The 15,756-nt window shown below is 42.1% G+C and carries 10 protein-coding genes; 5 read left to right on the top strand and 5 right to left on the bottom strand.

Going from position 1 to position 15,756, the window contains the following annotated elements:
* Window positions 1-19: 19 nt before the first annotated feature.
* From IDJ76_RS04155 to IDJ76_RS04135, 5 genes are all read right to left on the bottom strand, one after another.
* A complete protein-coding gene (locus IDJ76_RS04155) occupies window positions 20-295 on the bottom strand; it encodes a hypothetical protein (RefSeq protein WP_191161000.1) in 276 nt (91 codons plus the stop codon).
* Between the two features lie 39 nt (window positions 296-334).
* Entirely contained in the window at window positions 335-850 is a 516-nt protein-coding gene (locus IDJ76_RS04150) for a DUF4251 domain-containing protein (RefSeq protein ID WP_191160998.1), read from the bottom strand.
* Between the two features lie 246 nt (window positions 851-1,096).
* Complete coding sequence (gene htpG / locus IDJ76_RS04145) at window positions 1,097-2,980, bottom strand: molecular chaperone HtpG (protein WP_191160996.1); 1,884 nt, start codon at window positions 2,978-2,980, stop codon at window positions 1,097-1,099.
* Window positions 2,981-3,159: 179 nt separating this feature from the next.
* Complete coding sequence (locus tag IDJ76_RS04140; protein WP_191160994.1) at window positions 3,160-4,527, bottom strand: sensor histidine kinase; 1,368 nt, start codon at window positions 4,525-4,527, stop codon at window positions 3,160-3,162.
* Window positions 4,517-5,869, bottom strand: a complete 1,353-nt coding sequence (locus IDJ76_RS04135) for a sigma-54-dependent transcriptional regulator (RefSeq protein WP_191160992.1) — start codon at window positions 5,867-5,869, stop codon at window positions 4,517-4,519. The genes IDJ76_RS04140 and IDJ76_RS04135 overlap by 11 nt, the downstream gene beginning before the upstream one ends.
* A 290-nt stretch (window positions 5,870-6,159) precedes the next feature.
* Between IDJ76_RS04135 and IDJ76_RS04130 the strand changes: the two genes are divergently transcribed.
* The 5 genes from IDJ76_RS04130 to IDJ76_RS04110 all read left to right on the top strand — a co-directional run bounded on the left by IDJ76_RS04130 (window position 6,160) and on the right by IDJ76_RS04110 (window position 15,705).
* Complete coding sequence (locus IDJ76_RS04130; protein WP_191160990.1) at window positions 6,160-7,413, top strand: efflux RND transporter periplasmic adaptor subunit; 1,254 nt, start codon at window positions 6,160-6,162, stop codon at window positions 7,411-7,413.
* A 102-nt stretch (window positions 7,414-7,515) separates the two neighbouring features.
* Window positions 7,516-8,193, top strand: coding sequence for an ABC transporter ATP-binding protein (locus tag IDJ76_RS04125; RefSeq protein WP_191160988.1), 678 nt, complete (start codon window positions 7,516-7,518; stop codon window positions 8,191-8,193).
* A gap of 177 nt (window positions 8,194-8,370) precedes the next feature.
* The gene (locus IDJ76_RS04120) at window positions 8,371-10,746 is read left to right on the top strand and encodes an ABC transporter permease (RefSeq protein ID WP_191160986.1); all 2,376 of its coding nucleotides are present in this window, start codon (window positions 8,371-8,373) and stop codon (window positions 10,744-10,746) included.
* Window positions 10,747-10,799: 53 nt separating this feature from the next.
* Window positions 10,800-13,229 carry an ABC transporter permease gene (locus tag IDJ76_RS04115; protein WP_191160984.1) on the top strand — a complete coding sequence of 810 codons (2,430 nt, stop codon included), beginning with the start codon at window positions 10,800-10,802 and terminating at the stop codon, window positions 13,227-13,229.
* Between the two features lie 88 nt (window positions 13,230-13,317).
* Complete coding sequence (locus tag IDJ76_RS04110) at window positions 13,318-15,705, top strand: ABC transporter permease (protein WP_191160982.1); 2,388 nt, start codon at window positions 13,318-13,320, stop codon at window positions 15,703-15,705.
* The last annotated feature ends 51 nt before the right edge of the window (window positions 15,706-15,756 follow it).

Here is a 15,756-nt window from a genome sequence, read left to right as displayed (position 1 = left end):
TAACATGATTTGTACAGGCTTATTCTAAATACGCCTGTACAAATTCATCATTATTTATAGCCGTTATCAACGCATTAACTATTGGTGCTGCGGGGGAGTTATTATCCAAATCTCCGGCATAATCTTCCAGTTCATCTAAATAGGCCACCGCTTCTTCCTCATCTTCAAACAGCATTATCAGATCGCCATTAACTTCGGTATCTGTACCGTTTTCTGACGTGGGTAAACCATAATCGTCAAAAATACTGTTGTTTATTTTTGCATCTGCGGTAGATGGAATGTCTATTCTTAACATGGTGTTTCGGGTTAAATGATAACCTTTAAACACATGTAATTACTTTTTAGTTTTAGACTTATCATTCAGCATCCCATCAAAGCGGATATTTTGGCGGTTTTTGCTATTCACGCTTAAATCTGTATAGCCATTTGGTGAAATATTGAAGATCAGCTGGTTGGTGGTTCGGCTGTCGTTTATCCTTATGGTAACATAACGGATGCCATTCTTTTTTAATTCCGACTTGTAGTCAAACTTTGTTGAGGTAAACTTGATGCCGTTGTCTTCATTACTGTTATAGCCTGCGCCGGAGTAAGCCACACCAAAGTAGGGCAGAAACGCAATCACAGAATCCTTGGTCACCCGCACATCATAATCGGTGTTTAAATAACGTTGCCCGCCACCCAGTGGGTACATATATCGAGCCTGAAAGGTGAATGTCCTGTTATCAAGTTGTTCCTTACCTTCGGCTATTTTAGCTGCATCACGAATTTGTTTTTCGGTTTGGGCGGAGGCTGTATCAAGCAAGTTAATTGATAAAATTGATATTAAGACTATTTTAAATAAAGTTTTCATTTTTAATTATTTATGAGGTATTAACGATAGTTTTTGTTTGACTAATTTTCAGACCAATAGTTTAAGGAATCACGTACTGTCTGCGATCAATATAAGCTTTTTCATTTTCAATATGTTTTAGCTATGATGCAGAATCATGCACCTTTCCATAAAGCCAGATCAAGTATTTACAAAAAAATAGCCACCCGGTTTGGGGTGGCTATTTTGCTAAATTTTAGTATCCGATTTATAAACCGGCGTTGATAATTATATCAAGCTAACGCTGCGGTTAACAAATTCGGTTAATTCCGCACCGGTCAATAAACCTTGTGATAATAAAGCCAGGTCAAAAGCTTGTTTAGCTAACTGGGCCTGTACTTCTGTATTTTCATCGTTTAAAATGCGGCTTATCAATTTATGGTTACCGTTAACAATCACGTTATAATTATCAGGCATGTTACCGTAAAAACCCATTCCGCCACCCATAGCGGCCATATCTTTCATCCGGCGCATAAACTCGTCCATAGTCACGGTTACCGGTAACTCGTCGGGGCTCAGGCTTTCCAGTTTAACTTTGTAGGCCGGCTTGTTAATGGCATTATCAAAGATCTCTTTAACCTTAGTTGATTGCTCTTCGGTTAAAATATGCTCAGGCGCATCATCCTTTTTTATAAGTTTATCGGCAACATCAGCATCCACTCGTTTTAAAGAGGTTTTCTCTAACTTCTGCTCTAACTGGCTAATGAAGTGATTATCGATAGGTGAATTCATCAACAACACGTCATAACCTTTTTTACCTGCCGACTGGATGAATGAATCTTGTTTATCCGGATCGTTTGTGTAGATATAAGTAGTTTGCCCGTCTTTATCAGTCTGGTTACCTGCAACCTTATCTTTGTATTCGGCCAAAGTAAAATTCTCCTTTTTGGTATTGCTTACCAAAACAAAGTCTTTCGCTTTATCGTAGAATTTCTCTTCGCTTACCATACCATATTTTACAAACAGGCCAATATCGCCCCATTTTTCTTCGTAAGCTTTGCGGTCGGCTTTAAACAGGTCAGAAAGCTTGTCGGCTACTTTCTTGGTGATGTAGCTGTTGATCTTCTTTACATTGCTATCGGCCTGCAGGAAGCTCCTTGATACGTTCAGTGGGATGTCCGGTGAATCGATTACACCATGTAATAACATTAAAAACTCAGGTACAATGTCTTTCACCTCGTCGGTAATGAATACCTGGCGGCTGTAAAGTTTGATCTTATTGCGGGTGATCTCGAAATCGTTCTTCAGTTTAGGGAAGTAAAGTACACCAGTTAGATTGAACGGGTAATCAACATTCAGGTGGATCCAGAATAACGGATCTTCGCTGAATGGATAAAGCTCCTTATAAAAATTAAGGTAATCCTCGTCTTTTAATTCATTTGGGGCCTTTGTCCAGATAGGGTTGGTGTTATTGATGATATTATCCGTCTCAACCGATTTGTACTTGGTTTTGCCTTCTTCATCAACACCGTCTTCTTCTTCCTGAGTGGTGGTGCCAAACTTAATGGGTACTGGCAAGAATTTGCAGTATTTATCAAGGATTCCCTGCAATTTTTGCTGATCTAAAAACTCTTCAGATTCGGCATTGATGTGCAAAGTGATCTCGGTACCGCGCTCTGCTAAAGAGCCTTCGGTTATTTCAAATTCTGTGCTACCATCACAAGTCCAATGAGCCGATTCGGCGCCATCCTGGTAGCTTAAGGTTTCAATCTCAACACGGTCGGCAACCATAAAGGCAGAGTAGAAGCCCAAGCCAAAGCGACCGATGATCTCGTTGGCGTCATTAGCTTCTTTAAACTTCTCCATAAACTCGGTGGCACCGGAGAAGGCGATCTGGTTAATATATTTTTTTATTTCGTCGGCCGTCATACCCAAACCGTTATCAGATATGGTGATGGTCTTTTTGTCTGCATCAAAAGCAACCTCAACGCGCAGGTCGCCCAGTTCGCCGCTGTATTGGCCTAACGACGCCAGGCGCTTTATTTTTTGGGTAGCATCTACTGCGTTTGATACCAGCTCGCGCAGAAATATCTCGTTATCAGAGTATAAGAACTTTTTAATTATCGGGAAAATGTTTTCGGTATGTATCGAAATCGTTCCTTTTTCTTGCATAATGATATGTGTTTAGAAAATTTAACTAATTAACTAAAACCCATTTATCAATGCCCGTTCCAAAGGTCGATGTTTGCCAAATTGGCAGGAGGAAGTTTGAATCAGAATTTACAGAATTTTAGGATTATCAGAATAAAGGCATTATGGAAATTGATTAATTCTTTAAATACTGATTCAGACTAGTTATTCGTGAACGTTAATATGAACGACGAGCCTTTGCCTTCTGTAGATTGTACTTGGATGTTGCCTTTATGCAGCAGCATGATCTGTTTACACAAACTTAGCCCGATACCGCTGCCCGTTTTGCGGGTACTGAAAAAAGGAATAAAGATCTTATCCAATAACTCGGGTGGCATGCCTAAGCCGTTGTCGGTTACCTTAACCAGCGTTTTGCTGTTGCTTTGTACTTCTGCAGATAGGGTGATCCGTGGCTCTTCGCGGTCTTTCACAGCTTCGATAGCGTTTACCAGCAGGTTGATCATTACCTGATCTACCAGATTGGTATCCAGTTCGATAGCCAGGGCCGGGTCGCGCAGGATAATCTCCAATTCGATATTCTTTTTCTCCAGAGTAGGGCGCATCAGGCTGGCCAGGTTCTCGAACATATTACGCACCAGCACCTTATTGGTATCCAGATTGGTAATCTTGTTCAGGCTACGATAGCTTTCTGTAAATTTAAGCAAACCCTCGCTGCGGCGTTTAATGGTATCAATACCTAACGAGATATCTTCCAGGTCGGCTTCTTGGATGCTGCTGGCAATCTCCGGGCTTTGCAAACGGTTCTTCAAAGTATCAGCCAGTGAAGAGATAGGGGCAACCGAATTCATGATCTCGTGCGTCATAACATTCAATAACTTCGACCATGCCTTTGATTCCGTCTCATCCAACGCTTCACTCACGTTTTGAAATGCGATCAATTTATAGATCTTGTCATCACTACGCATTATGCTCGATGTAACCAGCATTTTCACCTGTTGTTGGTTGCGCGTAATACTCAATACTTTCGAGTCGCCTGCCTTAAGTGCTACGATTTCCTGGTACAACTGCGGTTCGCGTTTTTGAAGTGAGTGTACCGTTTTTAAATAGGGGATGCTCATCAGGTTTTTGAAAGCTTCGTTTATCCAGCTGGTTTCGCCGGTTTCCTGTTCGTATGAAAGTATCCCGGTATCCACCAGTTCCAGAATCTTTTGCAGATAGTGATACTGCGTTTCGCGCTCGCGGCTAATTAATTTAAATGTGGTGTTGATATCATTGAACCCTTTACGTAAGGGCTTTAACTCGTTCGGTGCTTTACGTACGTCAAAATGACGCGAAAAATCCCGGTAGTGAATAGATTCCACAAACTGGTTTACCTCATCCTGCGCCTTCTTGTTAAAGCGGATCAGATCTAAAACAGAGTAAACCACCAAAGGCACGGTGATTACCGCATAGAGAAAATTACCCTTTTGCGTAAGCGCATTCGCCACAATCAGGGAGGTGGCCGTTACCGCAATAAATAAAAGTAAAATGCGTAGCACAAGCCGCCATTCGTAACGGTTAAATATCATACTTACTCAATCTGCGGTACAGTGCGGTACGGGTTAACCCCAATTCTTTAGCGGCACGGGTTATGTTGCCGCTATGTTTTTCTATCACGCGTAAAATGGCATTTTTCTCCAGTGTGCTTAGCTGGATGTTATCATCGTCGATAACGCTTTCGCCCGGGGTTTCCAAGATGGAAAAGATCAGGTCATCTGGCTTTAAGACATGCTCATCGGCCATAATTACCGCGCGTTCAATGGTGTATTGTAATTCGCGTACATTACCGGGATAATTATACATACGCAATTTTTGAAGTGCCGCAGCGTCAAACTCCATTGCGGGCTTTAAATATTTACCGGCATATAATTTAGCGAAGTGTTTAGCCAGTATCACAATATCTTCGGCGCGTTTGCGCAAAGGCGGCATATTGATCTCGACCGTGTTAATGCGGTAGATCAAATCCTTACGAAACTTGTTCTCATTAGCCAATTCTGTGAGCGCAACGTTGGTGGCACAGATCAGCCTTATATTTACATCTACCGCTTTGTTAGTACCCAGGCGGGTTACCTGTCGGTTTTGTAACACGGTTAATAATTTAGCTTGCTGTTGCAGGCTGATGTTACCTATTTCATCCAAAAATAGAGTTCCACCTTCTGCTTCTTCAAAGCGCCCCATGCGGTCTTCGCGGGCATCGGTATAAGCGCCTTTCTTATGCCCAAAGAGTTCACTTTCAAATAATGAATCTGTCAGCGCGCCAACATCAACCTTGATAAATGGCTTATCCGCACGTAAAGAGCGCTCGTGAATGGCCTTCGCCATCAGATCTTTACCTGTACCATTCTCGCCTAAAATTAGAATATTGGCATCGGTAGGGGCGATCTTATTTACTTTATGAAAAATGTCGTCCATCACATCAGATTCGCCCAATATAGATGTTTGGCCCGTGCCACTTTTTGATGGCTTGCTGGTTTTAACACCTTCCTTTTTATCGAGCAGATCTTTAATGGTATCTATCAGTTTTTCGTTATGCCAGGGTTTTACCACGAAGTCATTGGCCCCTTCTTTAAGAGAGCGTACCGCAAGGTCGATATCCCCGTAAGCAGTTATCATGATCACGCACACATTCGGTTTCCATTCCTTAATCTTACGCAGCCAGTAAATGCCTTCGTTACCGGTATTAATAGCACTGTTGAAATTCATATCCAGCAAAACCAGGTCAATTTGATTGCGCTGCAACAGCGAATTTAAGTTCTCGGGATTTTTCTCGGTAATTATTTCCTGTGTTTCCGGTTTAAGCAATAACTTAACGGCGGTAAGCACATCCAGGTCGTCATCAACAATTAAAACAGTTGCTTTTTTTAGTATCATTAGCTAATGGTGATTAGTTCAAAAGGTTGCCGCAAGGTAACGTATGCAATTTAATATTTGATTGTTAAATATCATACCATTTGTAGTGTAATACCTATTATATTGATAATCAGCTATGATCTGTTATTTGGCGCCTTATGCGGCTGTTTTGCCACTGTATCAATACCGAACACTTGCTGTAACAGAAGCGTACGGTACAAACACGGTAAATTGGTTTAATTAATTGAAATACAGTGAGTTAATTTGTGGCATGTGTTTTTGTATTGCTATACCAAATATTGATAAACACAGTGGATAGAGTAATAGAAAAAAAGACCTGGAGTAACAAGCGGCTGATGACCATAGCCGGGATAACTGGCGTGGTATTATTAGTTGGCGGTAGTATATTTTTTACATCCGGTAAAAGCAAGTTAAACGTTGATACAGAACGCATTACTATCAGTGAGATTAAGAAGGGCCCTTTCCAGGAGTTTATCCCGGTTAACGGCGTAGTGTTACCATTGAGTACCATTTACCTTGATGCGATTGAGGGCGGACGCGTTGAAGAGAAATATGTAGAAGACGGCGCGATGCTTAAAAAAGGCGACCCTATATTACGTTTGTCAAATACCGACCTTGAATTGAGCTTAGCCAATCAGCAGACCGCGGTTTTTAACGTGCTGACCCAAATGCAGATCTCCCGCGACCAGGCACAGCAAAACACCATTAGCAAGTTAAATTCAATGGCCGATGTAGACAACGCCTTAAAAGAAGCCGAAAGGGTTTACAACCTGGATAAGAGATTATATGACCAGAAAGCTATCGGTTTGCAGGAATATCAATCGGCACTTAACCTGTACAACTATCAGTTGAGGCGTAAAAGGCTGGCATCACAGATCTTGAAACAAGATACGGTGTCAACCAGTGCGCAGGTGAAACAATCGGCAGAGTCATACGCCAATATGAAAGGTACATTGGAGCTGATGAAGAAAAAAGTAGGCGACCTGATCGTCCGGGCACCGATTGACGGGCAGCTTACCTCAATGGACGCGGAGATAGGACAAAGCAAAAACAAAGGGGAGCACCTGGGCCAGCTCGATGCACAGAATGGATTTAAAGTACAGGTGGATGTAGAGGAGCATTACCTGTCAAGAATCTTCGCCGGTTTAAAGGGCGATTTTACCTTTGCCGATAAAACTTATAAACTGGTGATCAAGAAAGTGTTTACACAGGTAACCAGCGGCCGTTTCAAGGTAGATATGGCCTTCGTAGGCGAGTTGCCAAAGGGCATCCGCAAAGGGCAAACGTTGCAGATCAGGCTGGCACTGAGCGACGAAACTACGTCTCTGTTAGTACCCAAGGGCGGTTTCTATCAGCAAACCGGTGGTAACTGGATCTTTAAACTGAGCGAAGACGGTAAAACAGCTTATAAAACAGATATACAGTTAGGCAGATATAATACCGACAACTACGAATTGCTGCAAGGCTTAAAACCTGGTGACAAGGTGATCACCTCGAGCTACGAAAACTATGGCGATATACAGGAACTGGTGCTGAAGAAATAGTGAAAAGCAGAAAGAATTAAAAATATTAAAATATATAAATCACAATTAAATCAATAATAAATCCTTCCGCTTAACCGGCGGTTGGATTTTAAGGGAGGCCAAATGATAAAAATTACAAATCTTGAAAAATTTTACCGCACTGAAGAGGTAGAGACCATTGCGCTAAACAAGTTGACGATGGAAGTTAACACCGGCGAGTTTGTGGCTATAATGGGCCCGTCGGGTTGTGGTAAATCAACGTTGCTGAATATCCTGGGTATGCTGGACGATCCGGATGAAGGCAGCTACATGTTTAACGGAATCGAGATCGCTCATTTTAACGAGCGCAAACGTGCCGACCTGCGCAAGCACAACATCGGTTTTGTATTCCAGAGCTTTAACCTTATAGATGAGTTGACCGTATTCGAAAACGTGGAATTACCGTTGATATACACGGGCGTAAGCAGTGCCGACCGGGTTAAAAGGGTAGAAGAGGTATTGGATAAGATGCAGATCATGCACCGCCGTAATCACTATCCGCAGCAACTGTCTGGTGGTCAGCAACAGCGTGTGGCTATTGCCCGCGCGGTAGTAAACAAACCCAAGCTTATCCTTGCGGATGAGCCAACAGGTAATCTGGATAGCAGCAACGGTAACGATGTAATGGAATTGCTAACCGACCTAAACGAGCAGGGTACCACCATTATCATGGTTACCCACTCCGAGCATGATGCCCGTTACAGTCACCGTATCATCCGCCTGTTGGATGGCCAAACTGTAATGGAGAATATTATGGTTTAATTATACCGCCCTGATTTAGTTAAGTTAATATATAGTTAAGTGTGTCTCTTACTTACCCTCCGCCCTCAAAAGCGGCGGGGTTGGTTGGAGTATTACCCAAACTTTGAGTGTGTATTTTAAAAATGCATAGCATCAAGTCATTCATAGTTAAATGTTTACAACCGTAATCAAAATACCATGTTTAAAAATTATTTGAAAATAGCTTATCGCAGCCTTACAAAAAACAAGGCTTTTTCACTTATCCATATCCTGGGTTTGACCATCGGTATTACAGTGTGCATGATGATATTTGTTTACATTATGAACGAGTTCAGCGTTGATAATTTTCACACCAAGCAAAAGCGCATTTACAGGGTGATGCGCAATTTTAAAGAAATGAAGGAGGGCGTTCCCTATGTGTCCGGGCCTTATGCCCCCGCCTTATTAAACGATTTCCCTGGCGATATTAAACAAGCAGTAAGGGTTAACACCAACCAGGGCCTGATCTCCTTTGATAATAAATCGTTCCTTGAGAAGAAACTTTATGTAACAGACCCGGGGTTTTTCGATCTTTTTTCTTTTAAACTAATAAAAGGTAATGCTGCAACTGTACTTAAAGACCCATTAAGTATCGTACTTACAGAAACAACCGCGAAAAAATATTTTGGCAGTACTGATAAAGCCATGGGGAAAGTACTCACGCTTGATAAGCAACAGCAGTTTAAAGTAACCGGGATCTCGAAGGATGTCCCCCCAAACTCACATATTGATTTTGACATGGTTATTCCTATAACCAGCTATTTAAATAACACGGGGTTTAACGTTTGGATAAATAACCGATTATTTACCTACGTTTTGTTGGGTGAGCATACCAACAAATCAGTATTAGAACAAAAGTTCGCCCCGTTTTTGACTAAATATATGGGCGCAGATATGCAGCATTCCGGTATTAAAATAAGCCTGTCGCTTACTGCATTACCGGATATTTATTTTGAAAAGGCATCTGCCTTTGACAATGTGAAACACGGAGATAAAACAGTAGTATATATTTTTCTATGCATAGCAATACTCATCATGCTAATAGCATGTATCAACTTTACTAACTTATCAACCATACGCGCAGTTGAACGCTCTAAAGAAGTTGGATTACGCAAAGTGCTTGGTGCGCACAAAAGCCACCTGGTATTACAATTTATTGGCGAATCTATTTTGCTTACGATTGTTTCCTGCATTTTGTCAATTGGCTTGCTCCTTATTTGTATGCCTTGGTATAAAGAATTATTAGGCTACAAATTGTCGGTTTCGTGGAATTCGGCCCCCATCTATTTATTCCTCGTAGGGGTGATATTGGTTATCGGGTTCCTGGCAGGTAGTTATCCCGCCTTTTTCCTGTCGGCTTTTTCGCCAATCCAGGCACTTAAGGGCAAGTTGCGTTTAGGTAAAAGCGGCAATTTTTTCAGGCAATCGTTGGTGGTGGTGCAGTTTAGCATTTCCCTACTCTTAATAATCGGCACTTTTGTTATTGTTAAGCAAATGGATTTTGTTAAGGGCAAAGAATTAGGTTATAACCAACAACAGGTGGTAACTGTTAACCTGGACAATGATGATATATTTAACCATAGGCGATTATTTAAGTCGACATTAGAAAGTAATCAAGCAATCGCTTCGGTTTCATTAATGTCTGGCGAACCGGGCGGCTTTCATGATGTGCAGACGTATGAAGTGGAAGGCCAAAACGAGGCATTTAAATCGCGAAGTGAATTTGCTGATTTCGAATATGTAAAAACCGTCGGACTAAAAATTGTCGCCGGTCGGGATTTCTCGCCGCAGTTTTCGACAGACACAACAGAAGCTGCGCTAATCAATGAGACAGCTGCTCGTAAACTGGGCTTTACACCAAACCAAGCTGTAGGTAAATGGATTAAAAACACCGTACGCGATAGTCTTAAACGGCGCATCATCGGTGTTGTTAAAGACTACAATTTCTTATCCCTCAAAGAAAATATGGACGCCCTTGTTATTTCACCGTCAGACGATAGGCGTGTGGCCGTTATCAAATTAAAACCGGGTAACTTAAATAATGCAATTGCCGATATTAAAAAGGCTTATGCGCAGGCGGCCCCGGTTTACCCATTCGACTACAGTTTCCTTGATCAGAAATTTGACGTCACCTATAAAACAGATATCCGCCAAAAAACTATGCTTACTATCTTCTCCGGGTTAGCCATTTTTATTGCCTGCCTGGGTCTCTTTGGTTTAGCTTCATTCACCGCTGTTAAACGTACCAAAGAGATTGGTGTGCGTAAGGTGCTGGGTTCATCGGTAAGCAATATCCTTTTACTGTTATCTACAGATTTGCTTAAACCCGTTGCCATTGCTACAGTGATAGCCATACCGTTAGGATATTGCTTTATGCAGGCATGGTTACAAAACTTTGCCTATCGCACGCCCTTACACTGGTGGATTTTCGCCTTCGCTGCACTAATTACTTTCATTATTGCATTTGCTACCGTAGGCATTAAATCACTTAAAGCGGCGCTGGTAAACCCGGTAAAAAGTTTGCGAAGCGAGTAAATATTTATTGATTGTTATTCAGGTTTTAGAATTTATTATTCAACCCAAAAAAGATGTTAAAAAATTATATTAAAACGGCTTTTCGCAGCCTTTACAAAAATAAGGGGTTTGCAGCGATCAATATATTAGGGCTTGCTTTGGGTTTAGCTTCTTGCCTGCTCATTGTTTTTTATGTGGTTGATGAATTGAGCTACGACCGCTACAACGTAAAGTCGGATAGGATATTCCGAATTGGCGAAGACTTAAAGCTTGGTGAAAACACCGTGCATTATGCCGTTGCTATGCCGCCTTTAGCAAAAACGTTGATTGCAGAATACCCTTATGTTGAAGATGCGACCCGTTTAAAGGTAGCAGGTACAACGCATGTACGCAAAGGAAGCAGCAACATCATTGAAAATAAATTAGTTTTTGCTGATGCGTCGGTGTTTAATGTATTTACCCTGCCTATGATAAGCGGCGACCCTAAAACTGCCTTGGCTGAACCCAATTCTGTAGTGATCACAGAAACAACGGCTTTAAAATATTTTAACACCGTAGATGCCGTCGGGAAACCAATTCTATTTAATGATCATGAAAATTTTAAAGTAACAGGGGTTATAAAAGATGTGCCCAAAACGTCGCATTTTAATTTTGATTTCTTCCTGTCGATGGAGTCTTTCAAAGACAGCCGCAGTAACGAGTGGTTAAGAAGTGATTACAACACCTATGTGCTTTTAAAATCCCCCGCTGACTCGGATAAGCTCCAGGCAGGTTTTCCGCTGCTTTTGAAAAAGTTTAGCGGCAGGCAAATGCAAAACGATCTTAAAATGAGTATCGATCAGTTCGAAAAAAGCGGCAGTTACTTTCGCTTAAACTTAATGCCGTTAACAAGCATTCACCTAAAATCAAATCTTACCGGCGAACTTGGCCCTAACGGTACAGCACAATACGTTTACATATTTTCGGCAATCGCGCTTTTTATACTGCTGATAGCCTGTGTTAATTTTATGAACCTGAGCACCGCCCGTTCATCTAACCGGGCGCGTGAGGTTGGTGTGCGTAAAGTGCTTGGGTCGTCACGCAAACACCTTATCTTTCAATTCCTGTCAGAATCTGTTTTGGTCACATTAATTGCAACCATCATTGCTGTATTGGGTGCCTACGCGCTGTTACCGTTATTTAATGAGCTTGCCGGTAAAGAGCTTGTTATTAACAGCAAAACGTTGATCTGGCTTATTCCTGTCTTGCTTTCCATTGTGATCGTTGTAGGTTCGATATCAGGCTCTTACCCCGCTTTTTTCTTATCTGCGTTTCAGCCGATTGATGTTTTAAAAGGAAAACTGTCGGCGGGGTTCAAAGGTGGCGGCTTACGCAGCTACCTTGTTGTTTTTCAATTCACCGTTTCAATTATTCTTATCATCGGTACATTAGTGATATATAACCAGCTTAATTTTATCCAAACAAAAAACCTGGGTTATAACCGCAGCCAAGTTTTGATTGTTAAGAACGTTAATGAGCTTAACCAACAGGCGGCAGTATTTAAAAAGGAATTGACGGATATTACCGGAGTTGAAGGTGCCACCATGACCGGGTTTTTACCAACCGCGGGCTGGCGCAATACCCGCATTTACTTTAAGGATGCCACTTACGATCAAAAAAAATCTCTTTTCCCGCAAAGCTGGAATGTAGATGCCGACTATATACCCACACTGGGGATGAAAATCATTGCCGGGCGCAATTTTCAAAAAGACAATCTTAACGATTCGACAGCGGTTATAATCAATGAATCGGCCGCCAGTTTCCTCCAGCTAGGCAATCCTATAGATCATCCTTTATATCAATCGCAGGGCGGCGAGCAAAAAGCAGGCAACATTAAACAATTGCATATTGTTGGGATAGTTAAAGACTTTAATTTCAATTCGTTAAGGGATAAAATAGAACCGGTAATTTTCACTTATGGCGGTAATAACGGCGCTATAGCCATCCGTTTAAAGGGGGGCAACCTGCCATCAACTTTGTCACAGATCAAAGCCCAATGGGCTAACCTGTCGCCCAATGTGCAAATCGACTACTCATTTATGGATCAGGATTTTGATGCATCTTACCGTACAGAGCAGCGGATAGGCAAAATTTTTATTGTGTTTACTTCACTTGCCATTATCATTGCCTGCCTGGGCCTTTTCGGGTTAGCCGCGTACGCGGCAGAACAGCGAATCAAAGAGATAGGTATCAGAAAAATACTAGGTGCAAACGTATCGGCTATCGTAGGCATGCTCTCCATGAATTTTATGAAACTGGTATTTATAGCCATACTGATCGCTTCGCCGCTGGCGTGGTATGTTATGCATATATGGCTACAAGACTTTGCCTACCGGGTAGGTATCCAATGGTGGGTTATTACCTCCGCAGGTTTGGCTGCCATAGTGATCGCTTTCGTTACCATCAGTTTCCAATCTATAAAGGCTGCCTTAAGTAACCCGGTTAAAAGCCTGCGGAGCGAATAAAAAGGCGACAAGAAATGATAAACCAAGATATAAGAAGAACGCAGCTTAAAGTCAGCTTAATAATTTAATTATAAAATCAACGGTCACCATGATAAGAAACTATTTAAAAACAGCTTGGCGTAACATCGTCAACAATAAATTTTACGCTACCATCAATGTGGCGGGGCTTACCGTAGGGCTTGTTGTGGGTATTTTTATGCTGCTTTGGGTGCAGGATGAATTAAGCTTTGATAAGGCCAATACTAATGCCGATAAGATCTACAAAGTGGGCATTGTTGGCGGTACCGGCATCAGCAAGCAGATCTTTAATAACATCATTGCCCCGGTGGCGACATTCGCCAAAAGTGAGGTTCCTGAGGTGAAGGACGCGGTAAGGATAATGGCATTGGGTGATGCACCATTTAAGTACAAAGACAAAGTGTTTATTGAACCTGACTTTGCCTTTGTAGACCCATCTTATTTTACCGTATTCGATTTCCCGTTGATCAAAGGCGATAAGCGCCACCCATTCCAGGATAATAGCTCTGTAGTAATTACAGCAAGTACCGCCAAAAAGTATTTTGGTGATGAAGACCCTATAGGTAAAGTGGTGATGATGGGGCAGGATCAGCAGGCCAAAGTTACTGGAGTAATCGCCGATTACCCGGCTAACTCGAGTTTTAAGTATCATATTATGATGCCAACTTCGATGTATAACTACCAGGGCTATGTTAAAAATAAAAGGACTTACGACAACAAAAGCTTCGTATCATCAATGGATGGCGACTGGTCGCAATTTGGTTTTCAAACTTATCTGCTGCTAAAATCTGATGTTAACATGGCAGCTTTAGAAAAGAAACTGCAGGCCATACATGAGCGCAACAAGCCAGAAGATGCACCTGTGCCATACCTTACACAGCCGCTACTTCAAATGCACTTGTATAAAGCTGACGGCACAGACGGCGGTTTTTCTACCGTGCGTACGTTTGGTATCGTGGCGCTGATGATATTAATTATAGCTTGTATCAATTACGTAAACCTTTCTACAGCCCGTTCTATGTTGCGTGCCAAAGAAGTAAGCATGCGCAAGATCATCGGCGCAGATAAATTCCAGTTGTTTATGCAGTTTATGGTGGAAACGGCTTTTTTATTCGTCATATCCGCCGTTTTTGCCTTTGTGCTGATGTTTGTATTGCTGCCATACTTTAACCAGTTTTCGGGCAAGCAAATTACGTTCAGTTTAACTAATTACAATATCTGGCTTTGTATAGTCGCTACCTTATTGGGCACCCTGGCAGCATCCAGTATTTATCCGGCAATCCTGTTATCATCTTTCGAGCCGTTAAAGGCTTTAAAGGGTAAAGTAACGGTCGGTATCGGTAATGTAGCTTTCAGGCGCATACTGGTGGTTACTCAATTTGCGGTGTCTATTGTTTTGATCATCGGCACATTGGTTATAGGCAACCAGTTAAAATTTATCCGTAATAAAAACCTGGGGTACGATAAAGAGAATATTATCTCGGTGAGCATGAGGCAGGATATGAAAGACCACTTTGAAGTGGTAAAGAACGAATTGCTGAAGAACCCCGGCGTACTTGCCATAACACGTGCAGGCCGCAATATCGTTACAGATGGCAGCTCGACCGGCGATAGCGACTGGGATGGCAAACCAGCAAACTCTAACATGTGGTTTAACCAGATCTATGCCGATAAAGACCTCATCCCATTCTTTAAAATGAAGATAACAGAGGGAAGTAATTTTAAAGGTGTAGTGGCAGATTCGGCCCACTTCCTGATCAACGAAACGGCTGTTAAAGAAATGGGGCTAAAAGACCCGGTTGGTAAACGCCTGCGTGTGCAAACTATAACCGGTACCATCATTGGCGTTGTTAAGGATTTTCATTTCAATACTATCCATAAAAAAATAGAACCTGCAGTTTTCCAATATAACCCTAATTACTGCTGGAACCTTTACATTAAAACAACCGGTAAAGATGCTCAAAAAGCCATTGCCAGCACGCAAGGTTTGTGGAAGCAATACAATAATGATGTACCGTTCACTTACGCATTTTTAGATGAAACCTACGCTAAGCTTTATACTACCGAGCAAAAGCAGGGATCGTTGTTTAACCTGTTCTCGGCCATAGCAATTGTCATATCCTGCCTGGGGCTTTTTGGCCTGGCTACTTATTCGGCACAGGTTAAAACCAGGGAGATAGGCATCCGTAAAGTGTTGGGTGCAAGCGTAGGTAAGATCATTGCCCTGCTGGCGTCAGAGTTTATGGTGCTTATTATCATCGCCATTGTAATAGCTATGCCGCTGGCCTGGTTTGCCATGCAAGGCTGGCTGCAGGATTTTGCTTACAAGATCAACATCACCTGGGGGGTGTTCATCATCGCTAGCGTGGGTGCCACGCTGATCGCGCTGGCTACTATCAGCATCCAATCGATAAAAGCGGCACTGGCCAACCCGGTAAAAAGTTTAAAGAACGAGTAATTGGCGATAAGAGGTTAGTTGATCAGAGACTAGTTCAAATGGTAGCACCTT

It is taken from the genome of Mucilaginibacter glaciei (assembly GCF_014773245.1).
Lineage (GTDB): Bacteria > Bacteroidota > Bacteroidia > Sphingobacteriales > Sphingobacteriaceae > Mucilaginibacter > Mucilaginibacter glaciei.
This window is presented reverse-complemented; position numbering and strand designations above follow the sequence as displayed.

Coding starts and splice junctions, on each gene's coding strand:
- IDJ76_RS04155 (WP_191161000.1), bottom strand. CDS start 295: ATGTTAAGAATAGACATTCCATCTACCGCAGATGCAAAAATAAACAAC.
- IDJ76_RS04150 (WP_191160998.1), bottom strand. CDS start 850: ATGAAAACTTTATTTAAAATAGTCTTAATATCAATTTTATCAATTAAC.
- htpG (WP_191160996.1), bottom strand. CDS start 2,980: ATGCAAGAAAAAGGAACGATTTCGATACATACCGAAAACATTTTCCCG.
- IDJ76_RS04140 (WP_191160994.1), bottom strand. CDS start 4,527: ATGATATTTAACCGTTACGAATGGCGGCTTGTGCTACGCATTTTACTT.
- IDJ76_RS04135 (WP_191160992.1), bottom strand. CDS start 5,869: ATGATACTAAAAAAAGCAACTGTTTTAATTGTTGATGACGACCTGGAT.
- IDJ76_RS04125 (WP_191160988.1), top strand. CDS start 7,516: ATGATAAAAATTACAAATCTTGAAAAATTTTACCGCACTGAAGAGGTA.
- IDJ76_RS04120 (WP_191160986.1), top strand. CDS start 8,371: ATGTTTAAAAATTATTTGAAAATAGCTTATCGCAGCCTTACAAAAAAC.
- IDJ76_RS04115 (WP_191160984.1), top strand. CDS start 10,800: ATGTTAAAAAATTATATTAAAACGGCTTTTCGCAGCCTTTACAAAAAT.
- IDJ76_RS04110 (WP_191160982.1), top strand. CDS start 13,318: ATGATAAGAAACTATTTAAAAACAGCTTGGCGTAACATCGTCAACAAT.